This is a genomic window from Bradyrhizobium jicamae (genome assembly GCF_018130215.1).
GTDB classification, from domain to species: domain Bacteria; phylum Pseudomonadota; class Alphaproteobacteria; order Rhizobiales; family Xanthobacteraceae; genus Bradyrhizobium; species Bradyrhizobium jicamae_A.
Map to the genome: position 1 here is coordinate 40,845 of NZ_JAFCKQ010000048.1, position 19,918 is coordinate 60,762.

Here is a 19,918-nt window from a genome sequence, read left to right on the forward strand (position 1 = left end):
GCTCAGTGCGCCGTCAGGCCGCCGGACGCCTCATCGGACGCGTCGGGCTTGACGTCGACCTTGGTGTCCTCTTCCCAGACGATCGGCGTCGGCACACGGACCAGCGCCCGGGCGATGACCTCATCCAGGCGCGAGACCGGGATGATGTCCATGCCGCCCTTGATCGCATCGGAAATCTCCGTGAGATCCTTGGCGTTGTCCTCGGGGATCAGCACCGTCTTGATGCCGCCGCGCGCGGCAGCCAGGAGCTTCTCCTTCAGACCGCCGATCGGCAGCACGCGACCGCGCAGCGTGATCTCGCCGGTCATCGCGACATCGTGGCGGACCGGGATGCCGGTCATGACCGAGATGATCGCGGTGGCCATCGCGACGCCCGCCGACGGACCGTCCTTCGGGGTCGCGCCTTCAGGCACGTGGACGTGGATGTCGCGGCGATCGAACAGCGGCGGCTCGATGCCGTACACGATCGCGCGCGAGCGGACATAGGACGCCGCCGCCGAGATCGATTCCTTCATCACGTCACGCAGATTGCCCGTGACCGTCATCCTGCCCTTGCCGGGCATCATCACGCCTTCGATGGTCAGCAGCTCGCCGCCGACATCGGTCCAGGCAAGCCCGGTGACGATGCCGACCTGATCCTCGCTGTCGATCTCGCCGAAGCGGTACTTCGGAACGCCGAGGAACTCTTCGATGTTCTTCTCGGTGACCTTGACCGACTTCTTCTTGGAGATCATCAGCTCCTTCACCGCCTTGCGGGCGAGTGTCGAGAGCTCACGCTCCAGGTTACGCACGCCCGCCTCGCGGGTGTAGCGGCGGATCATCAACAGCAAGGCGTCGTCGTCGATCGACCATTCCTTGGAATCCAGGCCGTGCTTTGAGATCGCTGACGGGATCAGATGCTTGCGCGCGATCTCGACCTTCTCGTTCTCGGTGTAGCCGGCGATCCGGATGATCTCCATGCGGTCCATCAGCGGGCCAGGAATATTCAGCGTATTCGCGGTCGTGATGAACATCACGCTGGACAGGTCGTAGTCGACCTCCAGATAGTGGTCGTTGAAGGTCGAGTTCTGCTCGGGATCCAGAACCTCGAGCAGCGCCGACGACGGATCGCCGCGGAAATCGGCGCCCATCTTGTCGATCTCGTCCAGCAGGAACAACGGGTTCGAGGTCTTCGCCTTGCGCATCGACTGGATGATCTTGCCGGGCATCGAGCCGATATAGGTGCGGCGATGACCGCGGATCTCGGCCTCGTCACGCACGCCGCCGAGCGACACGCGCACGAACTCGCGGCCCGTGGCCTTCGCAATCGACTTGCCGAGCGAGGTCTTGCCGACGCCGGGAGGCCCGACCAGGCACAGGATCGGTCCGGTCAGCTTGTTGGCGCGCGACTGCACGGCGAGATACTCGACGATACGGTCCTTGACCTTCTCGAGCCCGTAGTGATCGGAGTCCAGCACCGCCTGCGCGGCCTCGAGGTCCTTCTTGACCTTGGACTTCTTGCCCCACGGAATCGACAGCAGCCAATCCAGGTAGTTGCGCACCACGGTCGCTTCCGCGGACATCGGCGACATCTGGCGCAGCTTCTTCAATTCGTGCTGGGCCTTCTCGCGCGCTTCCTTGGAAAGCTTGGTCTTGGAGATCTTCTCCTCCAGATCGGCCAGCTCATCGCGACCTTCGTCGTCGCCGAGCTCCTTCTGGATCGCCTTCATCTGCTCGTTCAGGTAGTATTCGCGCTGCGTCTTCTCCATCTGGCGCTTGACGCGCGAGCGGATGCGCTTCTCGACCTGCAGGACCGAGATCTCGCTCTCCATCAGGCCGAGCACCTTCTCCAGGCGCTGCGTGACGGACAACGTTTCCAGGATGGCCTGGCGATCGGCGATCTTCACGGCCAGGTGCGAGGCGACGGTGTCGCCGAGCTTGGCGAAATCGGTGATCGCCTGGACCACGCCGACGACCTCGGCGGAGATCTTCTTGTTCAGCTTCACATAGCTTTCGAAGTCGGACACCACCGAACGCGCCAGCGCCTCGGCCTCGACCGAGTTGGCGTCGGTGTCGGCGAGCGCAACTGCGGTCGCCTCGTAGTATTCTGCCCGCTCGGAGTATTTCTCGACGCGCGCGCGCTCGAGGCCTTCGACCAGCACCTTCACGGTGCCGTCGGGCAGCTTGAGCAGTTGCAGGACGCTGGCAAGCGTACCGGTCTCGTAAATGGCATCGGGTGCCGGATCGTCATCGGACGCGTTCTTCTGCGTCGCGAGCATGATCAGCGCGTCGTTCTTCATCACCTCTTCGAGCGCGCGGATCGATTTCTCGCGGCCGACGAACAGCGGCACAATCATGTGCGGGAAGACAACGATGTCGCGGAGCGGCAGCACCGGATAGGAATGGCTTTCGCCGTGAACGATCGATGGCCGGGGTTTGGAAGTCGTCATGGCCTATTCCCTTTTGTTTTGCCCCCTTGCCCGCAGCCCGCCTGCTTGCGCAACCGCCACAAGGTGCCTTGATGATCCGGAATCAGATTGCCGTCAGCAGCCGCTCATTCCGCATCGTGAAGCGACGAATCTCAACGCACGAGACCGGTCACCGATAGCATTAGGTGGCTATCGGGCACAGGGGTGTCAAGTCTGAGAAGTGCCCGTAAATTCAGGCGAAACAGCGGGTTGTGTCTATGCAACAGCGGCCGCCGGGACGCCCGGCAGCCGTGCATTTTCACAGGGGTCGAGACGGGCGCCGTCAGGCGCTCGCGCTGCTCTCGACGGCGCGGTCGGAACGATCCGCGTAAATGTAGAGCGGACGGGCCGTTCCCTCGACCACTTCGCGCGAGATCACGACTTCCTCGACGCCTTCGAGCCCCGGAAGGTCGAACATGGTCTCGAGCAGGATGCTCTCCAGGATCGAGCGCAGCCCACGCGCGCCGGTCTTGCGCTCGATCGCCTTGCGGGCGACCGCGCCAAGCGCCTCGTCGGCGAAGGTCAGCTCGATGTTCTCCATCTCGAACAGCCGCTGGTACTGTTTCACCAGCGCGTTCTTCGGATCGGTCAGGATCTTCTTCAGCGAGGCCTCGTCGAGGTCTTCCAGCGTCGCAACGACGGGCAGACGGCCGACAAATTCCGGGATCAGTCCGTATTTCAGGAGATCCTCGGGCTCGACGTGGCGGAAGATCTCGCCGGTCCGGCGATCCTCGGGCGCGAGCACCTGCGCCGCGAAGCCGATCGAGGTCGAACGTCCCCGTGCGGAAATGATCTTCTCGAGGCCGGAGAAGGCGCCGCCGCAGATGAACAGGATGTTGGTGGTATCCACCTGCAGGAACTCCTGCTGCGGATGCTTGCGGCCGCCCTGCGGAGGCACCGAGGCCACCGTGCCTTCCATGATCTTCAGCAGCGCCTGCTGGACGCCCTCGCCCGACACGTCGCGGGTGATCGAGGGATTGTCCGACTTGCGGCTGATCTTGTCGATTTCGTCGATATAGACGATGCCGCGCTGCGCGCGCTCGACATTGTAGTCGGCGGCCTGCAGCAGCTTCAGGATGATGTTCTCGACGTCCTCGCCGACATAACCGGCTTCGGTCAGCGTTGTCGCATCCGCCATGGTAAACGGAACATCAAGGATGCGGGCCAGCGTCTGCGCGAGCAGCGTCTTGCCCGAACCGGTCGGACCGATCAGCAGGATGTTCGATTTCGCGAGTTCGACGTCGTTGTGCTTGGTCTGGTGGTTGAGCCGCTTGTAGTGATTGTGGACGGCAACCGACAGCACCTTCTTGGCATGGCTCTGGCCGATCACGTAGTCGTCCAGCACCTTGCAGATTTCCTTCGGCGTCGGGATGCCGTCGCGCGACTTCACCAGCGAGGACTTGTTCTCCTCACGGATGATGTCCATGCAGAGTTCGACGCATTCGTCGCAGATGAAAACGGTCGGTCCTGCAATCAGCTTGCGGACTTCGTGCTGGCTCTTGCCGCAGAACGAGCAATACAGTGTGTTTTTGGAGTCGCTCGTGCCGACCTTACTCATTCATTATCTCCGTCCGCCGTTCGATCTCGTTTGCCAGATCGCCCTATTCCGGCACAAGACCGGGCTTTAGGGTAGATAGAGCAAATATCGTACCAAAAAAGACCCTACGCAGTACTGCCCGTGCGAATCACGGTTTATTCGAATCTCCCGCGATCATAGCCGATGCGTCACAGCCAACCATGCTGGCATCCGACTATCAAGAATTCGCTAATCGGGCCGCCAGCTCAAGACCGTGACAATACCGTGATTTCCAGCATTAGCACGTGTATTACGCGTCGAAATCCGCCAATCGTTGCGGGATTACCACGCCGGCCAATGAGCACGAAAGCGGAACCTGCTGCCCCGTACGCTGCACCGGTGGGCCAGTCCTGAGCCGCTTTTGCCCCTTATGTGAGGCGTCAATGTGGAAGGTCACGTCGACGCCCCTTTTGACGCAGTTTGGGACGCCTGGAACGCCTAGGCGGCCTTCGCCGATGCCGGGTCTTCCGGACGCTTGTCGATCACCTTGTCGACGAGGCCGAAGGCCTTGGCATCCTCGGCGGTCAGGAACTTGTCGCGCTCCAGCGCATCCTCGATCGCCTTGTAGGTCTGGCCGGTGTGCTTCACGTAGATCTCGTTGAGGCGCTTCTTGAGATTCAGGATCTCCTGCGCGTGCAGCATGATGTCGGTGGCCTGGCCCTGGAAGCCGCCGGAGGGCTGGTGCACCATGATACGCGAGTTCGGCAGGGTGAAGCGCATGTCCTTTTCGCCAGCCGCCAGCAGCAGCGAGCCCATCGAGGCCGCCTGCCCCGTGCACAGCGTCGACACCGGCGGGCGGATGAACTGCATGGTGTCGTAGATCGCGAGGCCCGACGTCACCACGCCGCCCGGCGAGTTGATGTACATCGAGATTTCCTTCTTCGGGTTCTCGGCCTCGAGGAACAGCAGCTGCGCGACGATCAGCGTCGACATGCCGTCTTCCACCGGACCGGTGACGAAGATGATGCGCTCCTTCAGGAGGCGCGAGAAAATGTCGTAGGCGCGTTCGCCGCGATTGGTCTGCTCGACGACCATCGGCACGAGGTTCATGTAGGTTTCAACGGGATCGCGCATGAGAAGACCCAGGGGTTAGGGGTGATGCAGGACTTGGTTAGGCGAACTGGTTAGGCGACTTGAAAAGCTCAACCCAGATATAGGCCAATTTCCGGCCGGCAAGACCGGCGCCAGCCGACCGGGACTAGCCATTTGGGCAGGTCCAAATGACAAGGTCCGAGTTCAAGCTGATTCGCGGCGGCGCGCCTAGCGACGGAGGTCCGTCGCAGGCCACGCTTTCGCAGTTCATCATTAACGCGAGGTGCCGGGTTTAAGCGGCAGTTTTCTCGGCGTCTTCATCCTTGAACAGCTCTTCCTTGGTGACCTTCTTCTCGGTCACGTTGGCAAGCTCCAGGATGAAGTCGACCACCTTGTCCTCGTAGATCGGCGCGCGGAGCTGGGCCAGCGCCTGGGCGTTGCTGCGGTAGTAGTCCCAGACTTCCTTCTCGCGGCCGGGCACCTGGCGGGCGCGTTCGATCACGGCGCGCGAGACCTCGTCGTCGGTCACGGTGATCTTGTTCTTCTCGCCGATCTCCGACAGCACGAGGCCGAGGCGGACGCGGCGGTCGGCGATCTTCTGGTACTCGTCCTTGGCCGCCTCTTCGGTGGTGTTCTCGTCGGCAAAGGTCTTGCCGGAGGAATCCATCTCGGCCTTGATCGAGGTCCACATCAGGTTGAACTCCTCGGCGACCAGCGACGGCGGAGCCTCGAACCTGTGGCTCTCGTCGAGGCGATCGAGCAGCGCGCGCTTGACGCGCTGGCGGGTGGCGCCGGCGAACTCACCCTTCAGGCGCTCCCGCATGAGCTCCTTGAGCTTGTCGAGCGATTCCAGGCCCAGCGTCTTGGCGAAATCGTCGTCGATCTTGGCCTCGCCCGGCGCCTCGATCAGGGTCGCGGTGGTCTCGAACTCGGCCGGCTGGCCGGCGAGCTTGTCATTGAGGTAGTTCTTCGGGAAGCCGACCTTCAGCGTGCGGGTCTCGTTCGCACCGATGCCGATCAGTTCGTCCTCGAAGCCGGGGATGAACTGGCCGGCGCCGATGATGACCTGGATGCCCTCGCCGGTGCCGCCCTCGAACGGCTCACCATTGATGGTGCCCTTGAAGTTGATGGTGACGCGGTCACCCTTTTCCGCCTTCGCACCCTCGGACTTGGCGTTGTAGGGACGGCTGCCTTCGGCGACACGCAGGATGGCCTCGTCGACATCGGCGTCGGAGACGTCGACCACCGGCTTCTCGACAGAGAAGGTCTTGAAGTCCGCCAGCTGGATCTGCGGCACGACCTCGAAGGCGACCGTGTAGGTCAGATCGGTCTTGCCCGAGAGCAACTCGTCGACCTCGCTCTTCTCGGTCGGCATCGTGATCTTCGGCTCGCCCGCGAGGCGGTAGCCGTGATCCTCGAAGATCTTCTTGTTGGTGTCGCTGATGGTCTGGTCGATGGTCTCGGCCATCACCGACCGGCCGTACACCTTCTTCAGGTGCGCCACCGGCACCTTGCCCGGACGGAAGCCGTTGAGACGGACCTTGTCCTTGAGATCGACGAGCTTGGCATCCGCCTTGGCATCGAGATCGGATGCCGGGACGTTGATCTTGAATTCGTGCTTCAGTCCCTCGTTGAGGGTCTCGGTGACCTGCATGGTGTCAATCTTCTTCCGCTTTCGCCACGAGCCTTGCGGCCGAGGCAGTGTTCAATCAAGTCGACGTGCGGCCGGTTAAAGCCTGACGCCGGTGGTTCGGCGAACCCGCGGCCCTCCAGGGGGCTCAAGGTTCTCCAAGGAATCGTCATGCAAACGCGGTAAGCGCTTGGTGCGGGCGGAGGGACTCGAACCCCCACAACTTTCGTCACTGGAACCTAAATCCAGCGCGTCTACCAGTTCCGCCACGCCCGCGTGAAAAGCATCCAATCCGGCCGCGGTGCCGCGGGCGGCGGGCTTATAACATGGGCCCACCGGTTCGCAGCAAAAAAATGGCCGATTCTGCATACCGGCCTGCGACCCATCGCAGCTGGACAGACCCCAATGAAAATGGTCCGCATCGGACCGATGGCAAGCCCGATAAATCGCTTCAATCGACGCGACCTGATCGCCGGCCTCGGCGCCGCGGCGCTATGTCCTGTCCTCCCGGCCACGGCCTTCGCTCAGGGGCGCACCTCCGTCACGCTCGAGGCCAGACCCGAGCGGCTTTCGCTGCGCCCGGGCGGTCCCGAAACCGCGGTCTGGTCACTCGGCAGCGGCGACCTTCGCTTCAGGCGCGGCGAGACCCTCGATGTGACCTTCGACAGCGAGCTGCCGGCGCCGGCGGCTCTGAATTGCCGCGGGCTCGATGGTGTCCCGGCGGCGGAGCCGCTGACCTCCCGGATGCCGATCGCGGCCGGAGCAAAGGACAGCTTCCAGCTCCCGCTGCGGCACGCCGGAACCTTCCTATGCGACCTGGCCCTCCCGGGCGAAGGCGGCGACAAGCCGGTGCGGCCGCGTCCCGTGATCGTTGCAGGCACTTCGCCGGTCGCGGTCGACCGCGACGAGATCCTCTTGATCGAGGAGTGGCGGCTGCGCGCTGACGGGAGCGCGATTCCACCGGGATCCGACCCAAAAGATACCACGCCGATTCATACAGTTAACGGCAAAACCTCGTTCGAGATTTCGGCTCCGGCCAACACCCGGCTCAGACTCCGCTTTATCAACGGCAGCCCGCGCAGCGTGCTGGCCGTGAAGCTGGAAAACATCGACGTCCGGGTGATGGCCATCGACGGCCAGGCGGCTGAACCGTTTTCCGCCCGCAACGGTGCCCTGGTGCTGGCGCCGGGAAATCGCACCGACGTCTTTATCGATGCGGTCGGGCCGGCCGGAACGACTTTCCCCATCCTGCTGCATGACGGAACGCAGGCCCGCGGCATTGGCAAGTTGACGGTCTCGGCCGACACGGCGATTCGCCCCGCGCCCTTCGCGCCAGCCCCGCCGCTCCCCGGCAACGACCTGCCGGCACAGCTCGACCTCAAGGCCGCCGCCAGAATCGAACTCGCGCTGGGTGCGTCTGCCGATTGGGTGAAGGCGGCCGAGTTCAAGCCATCGGCGGCGCCGGCGTTCCAGGTCAAGGCCGGCCGCCCCGTGGTGCTGGCCCTGATCAACCGCGCGCCCGACACCACCGTCTTTCACCTTCACGGGCATCATTTCCGCCTGCTCGACCGGCTCGATGACGGCTGGAAGCCCTTCTGGCTCGACACGCTGGCGGTAGAGCCCGGCCAGACCCAGCGCATCGCCTTCCTCGCCGAATATCCGGGGCGCTATCTGATCGAGACTGCGGCGACCGATTGGGCCGCTCCGCGACTTCTGCGATGGTACAGTGTCCAGTAGCATGAGAGGAAACCATCATGGGCCAGACAGTTGCAGCGATCCGCGGAGTGAAGGCGCGAAGCGTCGTGGTGCCGCTCAAGCGCCCTGTTAAGACCGCTTTCGGCGTGATCGATTCCGGTCCGCTGGTCCTGATCGATGTCGAGACCGATCAAGGCGTTACCGGCCGCACCTACATCTTCGCCTACAGCAGGCTGACACTTGAACCTCTCGTGTATCTGATCGAAGAGATCGGCCGCGAGTTGATCGGCAAGCCGGTCGCGCCGTTCGACCTGATGAAGGCGATGGATGCGAAATTCCGCTTGCTCGGCTGGCAGGGCCTCGTCGGCATGGCGGTGTCAGGCCTCGACATGGCGTATTGGGACGTGATCGGGCAAATAGCCGGTCGGCCACTGGCCGAGCTGCTCGGCGGTTCGGTCAAGCCGGTCAAGGCGTATGACAGCTACGGCGCGGTCGATCCCGCGACTGACGAGCGCGCGCTGCGCCGATCACTCGACCAGGGATTCAAGGGCATCAAGATCAAGGTCGGCGACGGCGACGCTGCCAATGACGAGCGCGTGGTCAAGGGCGTGCGCGCCCTGCTCGGTCCCGACATCGCGCTGATGATCGACTTCAACCAGTCGCTCGATCCGGCCGAGGCCATCAGCCGCATTGCGCGGCTCGCGCCCTACGGCCTGCACTGGATCGAGGAGCCGGTGCCGCAGGAAAACCTGTCCGGCCATGCCAGGGTGCGCAAGGCCTCGCCGACCCCGATCCAGGCCGGCGAGAACTGGTGGTTTCCGCGCGGCTTTGCCGAGGCGATCGCGGCCGGCGCATCCGACTTCATCATGCCCGACGTGATGAAGGTCGGCGGCGTCACCGGCTGGCTCCAGGTCGCGGGCCAGGCCGACGCCGCGTCGATCCCGATGTCGAGCCACCTGTTCGCGGAGGTCAGCTCCCACCTGCTCGCGGTTACGCCGACCGCGCACTGGCTCGAATTCCTCGACTTCGCAGGCACGATCCTGGCGAACCCTGCCGAGGTCGTCGACGGCGCTGTCAGCGCCCGCGGTCCCGGGCTCGGCATCGAGTGGAACGAGCCGGCGATCACGAAATATCTGGTCAGTTAGGACCTACAACCTGCTACCCCCGACCGGCGCTTGTCATGCACGCAGGCGCCTGCGATTAACGCTGACACGCGCCTTTCTCAACTACCGATCAGAGCGCTGGAACGATCAATGTCCGACAACAAACTGACGCTCAAATTTCGCTGCCCGGCAGAACTCGAGGGGCTCATTCCGGCGCCCGTACCGGCCGCCCAGGGTGTCCCCGACTGGCTCAAGGCGATGCCGGCGATGGCCTTCTCTTCGATCAATCTGCGCGACGAGGACACCGTCAAGCGCTGCCCGCCCTTCGTCGACGCGATGACCTCGGGCTTCCTGATTCCGCTGGTTTGCGACCTGAGGGTCGAGAACGGCGAGATCACCTGGGACCAGGACATCCCGCCCGGAGGCGCGGTCGAGTTTCCCCGTTCGCCGATCGGCTTCCACGATCCGGGTCAGGTCACCGGCACGCCGCTGTTCGAAGCCGGCCGCTTCGTCATGAAATTCCACAATCTGTGGACCGTCGAGGCGCCGGAAGGATACGACGTCTACTTCACGCATCCCGTCAACCGCTTCGATCTGCCGTTCACCACGCTGAGCGGGCTGGTCAGTTGCGACGTCTACACCGACACCTGGGTGCACTTTCCAGCGTACTGGCACGACAAGAGTTTCAGCGGTGTCCTCCCCAAGGGGACCCCGATCGCGCAATGCATTCCCGTCAAGCGAGGCGACTGGATCGCGCAGTCGTCTCCTTTCACAGCGGAGGACGAGAAGCGCGTCAACGATTTCCGGTCGGAGCTGCGACGGCAGCCCAATCTCTACCGGAGAAATTTCAGGATCTGAGGGGCGACGGGATTCCGCCGGAGCCGCTCACGTCGATTTCCCGCCCAGGAACTTCGTCGCCTCACTCATGTCGAAGAAGAAACGGCCATGCGATGACGCCGCCATCACGAAGGCCGCTCGTCCGAGCAAATGAGGTCCGCCCCGCATGACCGCGCGCAGAGCCGCCTCGCCGGCATCGCGCTCGCCCTGCTCGAGCAGGCACGTGGCGAGATAGGCGCGGACCGAGCCGTCGTCCGGGCGCTGGGCGAGCACGTGGCGGAACGCATCGGCGGCAGCCGTGTAGTCGCCGCTGAGGATCAGGACCCGCCCGAGTTCGATCAGAACGTCCGGACGTCCCGGCGCGGCGTCACGAGCGATCGTCAGGACTTCCAGGGCCTTCGCGAACTCGTTGCTCTCGTGAAGAAGCCGGCCCAGATCGACCTTCAGATCGACGCTCTCGGGAACCAGGGCAAGGCCGGATTCGATGACGCTGATGGCTTCGCCGAGTTGACCGGCTTTGGACAGCTGACCCGCGAGTTCCTGAAAGGAAGGCAGATATGGCGGGCGACGCGCGATCGTCCGGCGCAACTGCGCGATCCCGTCCGCCGCGCGTCCGGACTTGCAGAGCAACGCGCCAAGCAGCGTCTCGACTTCCCCGTCATCGCTGCGGCGTGCGATCCTTTCGAGCGGCGCGATCGCCTCGCCTGCCCGGTCCTGCCCGACCAGGGCGTGCGCCAGGATCAGCACCGCATTCCGGTCGGTGCGGTTCGACTTCAGGATGTCGCCTGCGATCCGCTCGGCCAGGTCGAACCGCCGACTGCGCAGCGCGCCGGCGCCTTGTTGCAGGGCCTGGGCGAGGAAACTGGTCTGTCTGCCACTCACGGTGTCATGTCTTTGCGATGCAAACGATCGATGAGCCTTAGCCTGCACCCCACCGACCGTCCACCCCAAACCATTGCGGGTGAAAGCCTGCCTCCCAGTCCATCGGGATGGAAATGGCTCCAGCGACGCGCCGCGCCGCGCTCGCGGCCCTATGCCGCAAACGCCACAAGGCTGAAGCGAGATCGGTTCATGTTGCGGTTCGGATGGTGGTTGCTTCGTGGCACGCCGGACAGGTCACCCAGCTATCGATCGTCGTCTCCGTCCTGGCGCTGTCAAACACGTGGACGTACGCCAGCTCACAAAACGGACAGCGGATCGGGTCGCCAGACGCAAGTTCTCGGGCAATGGCGATCCACTTCAATTGTCCCGTGGTGTGGGTCTGAGAAAAGGACTTCATGGCAAACTCACTGCGTGGAAATGCACGCAGCATATGTCAGTCGGACGACCAAATCATTACGAATGATTCGGGGTTGACTCCTGGCTGGCAGCAAGGCCAGCAGCCTGTGTTTCAGGCTGTTTCCAACCAGGTGCCCGGACGCATGGCCTTGAACTTCCAGCGACGTTGCCAGGCACGACGCCGGCCGCAAGGAAACCGGCAGTAACACAGGTTAACGTCGCACCCCAACGGTTATAGATCATCCAATATAGCGATGATGATTCCTTCCGGTCGCCATGATGTGCTGCTGGTTCCGGTGCAGGAACACCGTACTGGTCCGGACTCCCAAATGAGCGACGATGGTCGTAATGCAATCTCTGCCGGCGTTGCCATAACTTGCAGAGCATTTTTTCACGGATGTGTTTTTACAAGCCTGTTTCAACCGGCAGGAAAGGGTCACTCGCGTGGTGACCCTTTTCGATTCAGCGTTGGCCTGGATCTCCTGCAACGTGCAGAGCTACGAGAAGCGCGATGGCACGACCCAGACCAGTCCCCGCCACGCTTCGCCGCGCGAGGTCAGCGTCACGAAGTCGCGCGCGGGATCGCGGATCAGATTGAGCCTCGCCATCACGGCTTGCGACCGTTTGTTGTCCGGGCTCGCATAGGACAGGATCTCGCGCATGCCGATCCGATCGACGGCATGCAGCAGCGCGGCTCGAGCGCTTTCCGTTGCGTAGCCTTGTCCCCATGCGAGGCGCACGAACCGCCAGCCGACCTCGAAATGCGCGCCGAGCGGATGATCGTTCGACGAGCGGGGCATCACGCCCGCATAGCCCAGGAACGCACCGTCCCGCCCCTCGACGGCCCATCGCGACACGCCGTGATCGCGCTCGGCGGCGACATAGCGCGCGAATTTCGCCTGGCTCTCGGGCGGGCCGATGGGCCCGCCCAGATCGGCCATCACCTCCGGATCGGCATGCATCGCCGCGAACGGAGCGCGATGCCGATCGTCCCATCGATGCAATCGCAGCCGCGGCGTTTCGATCATCCGCCCGCCCCTCGCCGTCCATTGCGCGTCCAGAGATAGCGCGCGTCCGGCTCCTGCTCCTCGTTGCGGTCTCCATCGGTCTCCTCGGCCAGCAGAAAGCCGCGCGCCTCGTAGAAGCGGCGGGCGGCGGCGTTGCGCTGGAAGGTCCAGAGCTGCAACCGGTCGGAGTGCCGCTTCGCGACCTCCAGCAGCGCGCCGCCGATGCCGTGGTGCTGCGCTGATGGCAGCACGTAGAGCTGCTCGATCCAGTCATCATGGAACGCGATCACGCCGGTCATCACATCAGCTGCAAACGCGCCCCACAGCATGCACGTCGCAAACATCCGCTCGCGATAGAACCAGCGATCCTCGTCCGGCGTATGCAGGCCGGCGAGCCATGGCAACGCGTGATCGAAGGCGGCGCGATGCACGCGCGCGGCGGCGTCCATGTCGTCCAGTGCGAGTTGCCTAATACTCAATCCCGAACTCGTTATAGAGACGGCGGAACACCGCGGGCAGCACCTCGGTGAGATCTTCGGCGATCAGGCCGGGGCCGGCCTCGCTCGCCGCCTCGCCATGCATCCACACGCCGATGCCGGCGGCCTCGAAGGCCGGTACGCCCTGCGCCAGCATGCCCGCGATGATGCCTGACAGCACGTCGCCGGCGCCGGCGGTGGCGAGCCAGGGCGGCGCATTGGCGGCGATCATGGCGCGGCCGTCGGGCGATGCGACCACCGTGTCGGCCCCCTTGAGCAGCACCACCGCGCCGGAGCGCTCGGCCGCGGCGCGCACGCGCTCGAGCTTGGAGCGGCCAGGATGCTTGTTGGAGATATCGCTGAACAGCCGCGGAAACTCGCCCTCATGCGGCGTCAGCACCACGCCGAGGCCATCGGCGGCCCTGGTCGCGTCGAACAGCCGGTCCTGCATCCCGGCAAAGCTCGTCAGCGCGTCGGCGTCGAGCACGAGGTGGCGCCGTGCGTCAAGCGCCGTGTGGACGATATCGCGGGTGCGCGCGCTGACGCCGGCACCAGGGCCGATCACGCAGGCATTGAGCCTCTTGTCATCGAGCAGCTCGGCGAACTGGATCGGATTGTCGATCGGGCGCACCATCACCGCGGTCAGCGCCGCGGCGTTGACCGCGAGTGCGTCGCGCGGCGAGGCCAGTGTCACGAGCCCGGCGCCCGCGCGCAGCGCCCCGCGGGCCGCCAGCCGCGCCGCGCCGGTCGAGGCGATATCGCCCGAGACCACCACGGCATGCCCCCGCGCGTATTTGTGGCCGTCGATCCGCGGCACCGGAAACGACCAGCGCCAGGCGTGCGGCACATTCTCCGCGGTCAGTGGCTTGATCTCGTCGAGCACCTGCGGATCGATGCCGATATCGGCGACCCGCACCCGGCCGCAATGCATCCGTCCCGGCAGCAGCAGATGCGCCGGCTTCTTGCGGAAGAAGGTCACGGTCTCGGTCGCCCGCACGGCGGCGCCCATCACGGCTCCGGTCGTGCCGTTGACGCCGCTCGGCAGGTCGACGGCCAGCACCGGCGCGCCGTTGGCGTTCATGGCTGCAATCATCTCGAGCGGATCGCCCTTCACCGCGCGGTTGAGGCCGGCACCGAGCAGCGCGTCGATGATCAGCGCCGGCTTGCCGAGCGCCTGCGGGTTGAACGGCAGCACCGGAAACTTCCAGCCCTTCGCCGCCAGCGCCGCATCGCCCTGCAGGCTGTCGCGCTCGCACAGCAGGATGACCGAGACCTCGCGGCCGCGCGCGGCGAGTTCGGCGGCGGCGACAAATCCGTCACCGCCATTGTTGCCGCGGCCGGCGACCACGACGATCGGGCCCTCCTCGACCAGGTCCATCGCCGCCTCTGCGACCGCCTGGCCCGCGCTCATCATCAGCGCAAAGCCCGGCGTGCCGGCGGCGATCGTGAGCCGGTCTGCGCGCTCCATCTCGCTGGTGGTCAGGACGTCCATGCCGAATCCTCAATCTCTCCGCCTTTTCGAGAGGCAATTCCCGCTACCCCGGCAGAGTTTCCATCGCCCCACTGCACACCGATTGATCTATTTGCCTATTCGCTAGGCTTGGATATCATAAGCCGTGCGGTTCGATATCAGCCGATTGCCCGTTAAAAGGCTGATAACATTCCAAAATCGGGGGCTTTAACAACTTGGCATAGACCCTGCTTTTGAGGAAGCCGCTCGCAGTGGCGCCCGTGCGTCCATTGTGCGCGCTTTCGGCCCCGCGCCGGAAGTCCCAAGATTCGACGAAGATTCGACGAAGGATTCGACCAGAGTTTCGACCAGACTGCGCCCCACGCGCATCGAAAGACGACCCTGCAATCTGCAATGCCCGGGAGGCGCTCAGTGAAGAAGATTGAAGCCATCATCAAGCCCTTCAAGCTCGACGAGGTGAAGGAGGCACTGCAGGAGGTCGGACTGCAAGGCATTACCGTCACCGAGGCCAAGGGGTTCGGCCGTCAGAAGGGGCACGCCGAACTCTATCGCGGTGCAGAATACATCGTCGACTTCCTGCCCAAGGTGAAGATCGAGATCGTGATCGGCGACGAGCTGGTCGAGAAGGCGATCGATGCGATCCGCCGCGCCGCGCAGACCGGACGCATCGGCGACGGCAAGATCTTCGTCTCCAACATCGAGGAAGCGATCCGCATCCGTACAGGCGAATCCGGGCTGGACGCTATCTGAGCCGGGTGCTATCCGGATTCTGCGACTGAAGAAGAGAAAAAAGGCTGCTTCGGCAGCCTGATTTCGTTTGTGTCGTCACACCAACCCGCCACCGGCGGGAATAAAAGTCGCTGAGCGCTGGAAACCGTCCCGTAAGCAAAAGGGGTATTCATGAAGACCGCCAAAGATGTCCTGAAATCGATCAAGGACAACGACGTCAAATACGTCGATCTTCGCTTCACCGATCCGCGCGGCAAATGGCAGCACGTGACCTTTGACGTCGGCATGATCGAAGAGGACACCTTTTCCGAAGGCCAGATGTTCGACGGATCCTCGATCGCCGGCTGGAAGGCGATCAACGAATCCGACATGTGCCTGATGCCCGATCCGGTGACCGCGACGATCGATCCGTTCTTCGCCGAGACCACCATGGTCATCGTCTGCGACGTGCTCGAGCCGACCACCGGCGAGCCCTACAATCGCGACCCCCGCGGCATCGCCAAGAAGGCCGAGGCGATGGTGAAGTCGATGGGCGTGGGCGACACCGTGTTCTTCGGCCCCGAGGCCGAGTTCTTCGTGTTCGACGACGTGCGCTATTCGGCCGACCCCTACAACACCGGCTTCCGGCTCGACTCCTCCGAATTGCCGATCAATTCGTCGACCGAATATGAAGGCGGCAACCTCGGCCACCGCATCCGCACCAAGGCCGGCTACTTCCCGGTGCCGCCGCAGGACTCGGTGCAGGACATGCGCTCGGAGATGCTGGGGGCGATGGCCAAGATGGGCGTCAAGGTCGAGAAGCATCACCACGAGGTCGCCTCCGCCCAGCACGAGCTCGGCATGAAGTTCGACACGCTGACGCTGATGGCAGACCAGATGCAGATCTACAAATACTGCATCCACCAGGTCGCGCACATCTACGGCAAGACCGCCACCTTCATGCCGAAGCCGGTCTATGGCGACAACGGCTCGGGCATGCACTGCCACCAGTCGATCTGGAAGGAAGGCAAGCCGACCTTCGCCGGCAACAAATATGCCGACCTGTCGGAGAACTGCCTGCACTACATCGGCGGCATCATCAAGCACGCCAAGGCGATCAACGCCTTCACCAACCCGTCGACCAACTCCTACAAGCGTCTGGTCCCCGGCTATGAGGCGCCGGTGCTGCTCGCCTATTCCGCACGCAATCGCTCGGCCTCCTGCCGCATCCCCTACACGGCGAACCCGAAGGCCAAGCGCGTCGAGGTCCGCTTCCCGGACCCGATGGCCAACCCCTATCTCGCCTTCGCCGCGATGCTGATGGCCGGCCTCGACGGCATCAAGAACAAGATCGATCCGGGTCCGGCGATGGACAAGGACCTCTACGATCTGCCGAAGGAAGAGCTGAAGCAGATCCCGACCGTCTGCGGCTCGCTCCGCGAGGCGCTGGAACACCTCGACAAGGGCCGCGCCTTCCTCAAGCACGGCGGCGTGTTCGACGACGACTTCATCGACGCCTTCATCGAGCTGAAGATGACCGAGGTCGAGCGCTTCGAAATGACCCCGCACCCGGTCGAGTTCGAGATGTACTACTCGCTGTAAGCTTCACGGCACCGCAAATGCGAAGGGCGCTCCAAACGGGGCGCCTTTTGTTTTGCACGAACCACCCCGTCGTTGCGAGGAACGATGCGGCGAAGCAATCAGCATGTCCGCTTGCGGCGACATGGTTGCTTCGCTCCGCCCGCAATGACGCGGCAATAGCTGCGACCTACGTCCCGTCAGGCGGATTGTCACGCAGGAAGCGCGCGAGATCGGGCTGCACGGAGTACGGCAGGGGCACCGGATCGCCCTGCACGTCGACGGCAAGGTCGAGGCAGCGCCGCAGCATCCGCGCCAGCTCGTTGCGCCGGTACGGCTTGGTCAGCAGCGGAATGCCGTGGCCGGTGCGCCCCTGCGTCGGCAGCGCGCCGTCGCTGTAGCCCGAGGTGAACAGCACGCGAAGCGTCGGGCGCCCGGCCATCAGCGTCTCGGCCAGTTGCCGGCCGTTCATGCGCCCGGGCATCACGATATCGGTGAACAAAAGATCGAACGCGGTGCCGTCGTTGACGATCTGGAGCGCCGCATCCGCATTCGCCGCGACCAGCACCTTGTAGCCGAGGCTTTCCAGCTGGCCGGTGACGTAGTCGCGGATCACGGCGTCGTCCTCGACGCACAAAATGGTCTCGTTGCCGCCGCGGACCGGCAGATCGTCCGGTTCGGCCAGGCGCGGCGCGGTGCCGTCGGCCTTGGGCAGGTAGATCCGGAACATCGTGCCACGCCCTTCGCTGCTCTTGACCTCGATCCCGCCGCCGGTCTGCTTGACGAAGCCGAACACCATGCTGAGTCCGAGCCCGGTGCCCTGCCCGACCTCCTTGGTGGAGAAGAACGGATCGAAGATCCGCTCCAGGTGCGAGGCCGAAATCCCGACGCCGGTGTCGCTGACCTCGATCACGAGATGATCACCGGCCCGCTCGACGCCGCGCGCCACTGCGTCGGGAATCCCGAGCTGGATGTTGCGGGTGGCAAAGGTCAGCGTGCCGCCCTCGGGCATCGCGTCGCGCGCATTGATGGCGAGATTGACCAGCGCGGCGCTGAGCTGGCTGCGGTCGACGAACGCCAACCACGCATCGCGTCCGAGCTCCGTCATGATCTCGATCCGTGAGCCGAGCGTCGGCGCCAACAGCAGCACCACATCGCCGATCAGTGCGTTGACGTCGGTCTCGGTCGGCTGCAGCGGCTGCTTGCGGGCGAATGCCAGCAGGCTCGAAGTGAGTTGCGCGCCGCGATCGGCGGCGTCACTGATCATCCTGGCGATCGAGGCAAGCTGCGGGTCGTCCCTGACGCCCTCGGCGAGGATCTCGATCGTGCCCGTGATCACCGTCAGCATGTTGTTGAAGTCGTGCGCGATGCCGCCGGTGAGCTGCCCGACCGACTCCATCTTCTGCGCCTGGATCAGCTGCTCCTCGGCGATCCGGCGCTGGGTGATGTCCCTGACGAAGGCATTGATGATGTAGCCGGCGCCGCGCCGCAGCGCGCTGAGCGACACCTCGACGAAGAACCGGTGGCCGTCGCGGTGCACGGCCGCGGATTCGTAGCGCATGCCCATGCCGCCGGCCGCGACCTCCTGCAGGAAGCGCTCGATCCGCTGCCGGTGCGCCGCCCGCAGCTCCTCCGGAAACACCAGCTCCACCAGCCGGCGGCCGACGGTTTCGGATCGCGTCCACCCGGTCAGCGCCTCGGCCTGCGGGCTCCAGTCGAGCACGAGACCGTCCTGGTCGGTCTGGACGAAGGCATCGAGCGCGGTCCTGACGATGGCTTGCGCCATCTGCTCGCTCTCGACCAGCGCTCGATGCGCCCGCCGCCGCGCGGTGATGTCGCGAAGCACCGACACGGCGCCGCGGAGGCGGCCGGAATCGTCGCGCAGCGGCCGGGCATTGGCGAGCAGCCAGACCTCGGGTGCCGGTTGCCGCTGTCGCACGATCAGTTCGAGATCGTCGACGGTCTCGCCGCGCAGCGCGCGCGCCAGCGGGGTTTCCGGGATCGGCATCTCGGTCTCACCGTCGGCCTGGAAGCACTGGAAAGTCCGGACGCCGGTGAGGCTGTCGAAGCCGGGTTCGACGCCGAACATGCAGCGCGCGGCGGCGTTGGCGATCACGACCACTCCGCCCTGGTCGGCGACAACGACCGGATCGCGGATGCTTTCGACGGTCTTCTCGAGCAGGTTCTGCCTCGTATCGAACTGGGCGGACAGTTCGCCCAGCGCGGCCGCGAGAGCCGCGATCTCGGGCCCGCCGCCCGAGGGCATCGGCACCGGCTCGCCGCGCGACAATCCCTCCACCGCCCGCGTCATCGCGCCGAGCGGCCGCGACAATGAGCGGCCAGTCATGATCGCCATCACCACCACCAGCAGCACCGCAACGGCGCCCGCGCCGAGCAGAAGTCCCGGCGATGCGACGCCATCGCTCAACCCCAGCGCAAGCAGGATCGCCACCACGGGAGGCGCCATCCCGAGCACCAGGCGGCCCGACAAATTCATCCCGACCAACTCATCGTGATCCGTGGCACCGAAGGAAATGGGAGGTAGTCTGCGGCTAGGGATCGCCGGCGCCGGGCAATATCCGACAGCTTGCTGCGGTGTTGCTTAGCCGAGTTCCGCCCAATTTCGCACCCGTAGAATTACGGAGTGCGCGATTCCCGGGACCCTGGTCGATGCGGGGCATCGCGCCGGACAGTCAAAGCCTCGCCCCCTGGCACTGATTTGCCCGACGGCGCAAGGGAGCGCGGTAAAAATATTTCGGTTTATCGTAACGGCAAATCAGTATATAGAATTTGCCGTCTCACCCGATCGAGGGGCGCTCGCGATCGTCACGAACGTTGTGGTGGGATGCGGTGGACGCTGCATGCGTGACTGACGAGAGCGCATGAGGCGGACGGCGAAATCGTGCAGGCCTGACGCCCTGGTGGCAGGTGTCCTCTCGTGAAGCGTGCGCAAGCATCTTTGCGAAAGCGGTGACAAAAAAGCCCAGTCTCACCGGGGAGAGCAAGTATAAGCCGTAACCCATCGCGCGGGGAAAGCCGGGTTGTTCCCGGTTACACCTGTGGTCCTACCCCCGTGCTTT

The 19,918-nt window shown here is 64.3% G+C and carries 14 protein-coding genes and 1 tRNA gene; 5 read left to right on the forward strand and 10 right to left on the reverse strand.

Annotated features, from left to right (window positions below):
• Positions 1-2: 2 nt before the first annotated feature.
• The 5 genes from lon to JQ586_RS33100 all read right to left on the reverse strand — a co-directional run bounded on the left by lon (position 3) and on the right by JQ586_RS33100 (position 6,961).
• Positions 3-2,429, reverse strand: coding sequence for an endopeptidase La (lon, locus tag JQ586_RS33080; protein ID WP_212398833.1), 2,427 nt, complete (start codon positions 2,427-2,429; stop codon positions 3-5).
• Between the two features lie 301 nt (positions 2,430-2,730).
• Positions 2,731-4,005: an ATP-dependent Clp protease ATP-binding subunit ClpX gene (gene clpX, locus JQ586_RS33085; RefSeq protein WP_024515407.1), complete on the reverse strand. Its 1,275-nt coding sequence runs from the start codon at positions 4,003-4,005 to the stop codon at positions 2,731-2,733.
• A 456-nt stretch (positions 4,006-4,461) separates the two neighbouring features.
• Positions 4,462-5,097, reverse strand: coding sequence for an ATP-dependent Clp protease proteolytic subunit (locus JQ586_RS33090; protein ID WP_076857756.1), 636 nt, complete (start codon positions 5,095-5,097; stop codon positions 4,462-4,464).
• Positions 5,098-5,347: 250 nt separating this feature from the next.
• A complete protein-coding gene (gene tig / locus JQ586_RS33095) occupies positions 5,348-6,709 on the reverse strand; it encodes a trigger factor (RefSeq protein WP_212398834.1) in 1,362 nt (453 codons plus the stop codon).
• Positions 6,710-6,876: 167 nt separating this feature from the next.
• Positions 6,877-6,961: transfer RNA gene (locus tag JQ586_RS33100), tRNA-Leu, on the reverse strand.
• 135 nt (positions 6,962-7,096) lie between these two features.
• On the opposite strand from JQ586_RS33100, the gene JQ586_RS33105 reads away from it, so the two are divergent.
• From JQ586_RS33105 to JQ586_RS33115, 3 genes are all read left to right on the forward strand, one after another.
• Positions 7,097-8,422: a multicopper oxidase domain-containing protein gene (locus JQ586_RS33105; RefSeq protein WP_212398844.1), complete on the forward strand. Its 1,326-nt coding sequence runs from the start codon at positions 7,097-7,099 to the stop codon at positions 8,420-8,422.
• Between the two features lie 17 nt (positions 8,423-8,439).
• Positions 8,440-9,525: an enolase C-terminal domain-like protein gene (locus JQ586_RS33110; protein ID WP_212398835.1), complete on the forward strand. Its 1,086-nt coding sequence runs from the start codon at positions 8,440-8,442 to the stop codon at positions 9,523-9,525.
• Positions 9,526-9,633: 108 nt separating this feature from the next.
• A complete protein-coding gene (locus tag JQ586_RS33115; RefSeq protein ID WP_212398836.1) occupies positions 9,634-10,341 on the forward strand; it encodes a hypothetical protein in 708 nt (235 codons plus the stop codon).
• Positions 10,342-10,368: 27 nt separating this feature from the next.
• Here JQ586_RS33115 and JQ586_RS33120 read toward each other — a convergent pair whose 3' ends face one another.
• The 4 genes from JQ586_RS33120 to JQ586_RS33135 all read right to left on the reverse strand — a co-directional run bounded on the left by JQ586_RS33120 (position 10,369) and on the right by JQ586_RS33135 (position 14,573).
• Complete coding sequence (locus JQ586_RS33120) at positions 10,369-11,202, reverse strand: tetratricopeptide repeat protein (RefSeq protein ID WP_212398837.1); 834 nt, start codon at positions 11,200-11,202, stop codon at positions 10,369-10,371.
• Positions 11,203-12,095: 893 nt separating this feature from the next.
• Positions 12,096-12,626, reverse strand: coding sequence for a GNAT family N-acetyltransferase (locus tag JQ586_RS33125; protein ID WP_212398838.1), 531 nt, complete (start codon positions 12,624-12,626; stop codon positions 12,096-12,098).
• Entirely contained in the window at positions 12,623-13,054 is a 432-nt protein-coding gene (locus JQ586_RS33130; RefSeq protein ID WP_212398845.1) for an N-acetyltransferase, read from the reverse strand. The genes JQ586_RS33125 and JQ586_RS33130 overlap by 4 nt, the downstream gene beginning before the upstream one ends.
• 19 nt (positions 13,055-13,073) lie before the next feature.
• The gene (locus JQ586_RS33135; RefSeq protein WP_212398839.1) at positions 13,074-14,573 is read right to left on the reverse strand and encodes an NAD(P)H-hydrate dehydratase; all 1,500 of its coding nucleotides are present in this window, start codon (positions 14,571-14,573) and stop codon (positions 13,074-13,076) included.
• A gap of 390 nt (positions 14,574-14,963) precedes the next feature.
• Here JQ586_RS33135 and JQ586_RS33140 point away from each other — a divergent pair, with 390 nt between their 5' ends.
• Both JQ586_RS33140 and glnA read left to right on the forward strand, forming a co-directional pair.
• Entirely contained in the window at positions 14,964-15,302 is a 339-nt protein-coding gene (locus JQ586_RS33140; protein ID WP_044542445.1) for a P-II family nitrogen regulator, read from the forward strand.
• A gap of 150 nt (positions 15,303-15,452) precedes the next feature.
• Positions 15,453-16,862 carry a type I glutamate--ammonia ligase gene (gene glnA / locus JQ586_RS33145; protein ID WP_212398840.1) on the forward strand — a complete coding sequence of 470 codons (1,410 nt, stop codon included), beginning with the start codon at positions 15,453-15,455 and terminating at the stop codon, positions 16,860-16,862.
• Between the two features lie 166 nt (positions 16,863-17,028).
• On the opposite strand, the gene JQ586_RS33150 is transcribed toward glnA, so the two are convergent.
• Complete coding sequence (locus JQ586_RS33150) at positions 17,029-19,335, reverse strand: PAS domain-containing sensor histidine kinase (protein ID WP_249148501.1); 2,307 nt, start codon at positions 19,333-19,335, stop codon at positions 17,029-17,031.
• Positions 19,336-19,918 lie beyond the last annotated feature (583 nt).

Excerpts from the sequence above, each read along its gene's own strand:
- JQ586_RS33115 (WP_212398836.1), top strand. The coding sequence starts at position 9,634 with ATGTCCGACAACAAACTGACGCTCAAATTTCGCTGCCCGGCAGAACTC.
- JQ586_RS33125 (WP_212398838.1), bottom strand. The coding sequence starts at position 12,626 with ATGATCGAAACGCCGCGGCTGCGATTGCATCGATGGGACGATCGGCAT.
- clpX (WP_024515407.1), bottom strand. The coding sequence starts at position 4,005 with ATGAGTAAGGTCGGCACGAGCGACTCCAAAAACACACTGTATTGCTCG.
- JQ586_RS33105 (WP_212398844.1), top strand. The coding sequence starts at position 7,097 with ATGGTCCGCATCGGACCGATGGCAAGCCCGATAAATCGCTTCAATCGA.
- tig (WP_212398834.1), bottom strand. The coding sequence starts at position 6,709 with ATGCAGGTCACCGAGACCCTCAACGAGGGACTGAAGCACGAATTCAAG.
- JQ586_RS33090 (WP_076857756.1), bottom strand. The coding sequence starts at position 5,097 with ATGCGCGATCCCGTTGAAACCTACATGAACCTCGTGCCGATGGTCGTC.
- JQ586_RS33135 (WP_212398839.1), bottom strand. The coding sequence starts at position 14,573 with ATGGACGTCCTGACCACCAGCGAGATGGAGCGCGCAGACCGGCTCACG.
- glnA (WP_212398840.1), top strand. The coding sequence starts at position 15,453 with ATGAAGACCGCCAAAGATGTCCTGAAATCGATCAAGGACAACGACGTC.
- JQ586_RS33130 (WP_212398845.1), bottom strand. The coding sequence starts at position 13,054 with ATGGACGCCGCCGCGCGCGTGCATCGCGCCGCCTTCGATCACGCGTTG.
- JQ586_RS33150 (WP_249148501.1), bottom strand. The coding sequence starts at position 19,335 with ATGAATTTGTCGGGCCGCCTGGTGCTCGGGATGGCGCCTCCCGTGGTG.
- lon (WP_212398833.1), bottom strand. The coding sequence starts at position 2,429 with ATGACGACTTCCAAACCCCGGCCATCGATCGTTCACGGCGAAAGCCAT.
- JQ586_RS33110 (WP_212398835.1), top strand. The coding sequence starts at position 8,440 with ATGGGCCAGACAGTTGCAGCGATCCGCGGAGTGAAGGCGCGAAGCGTC.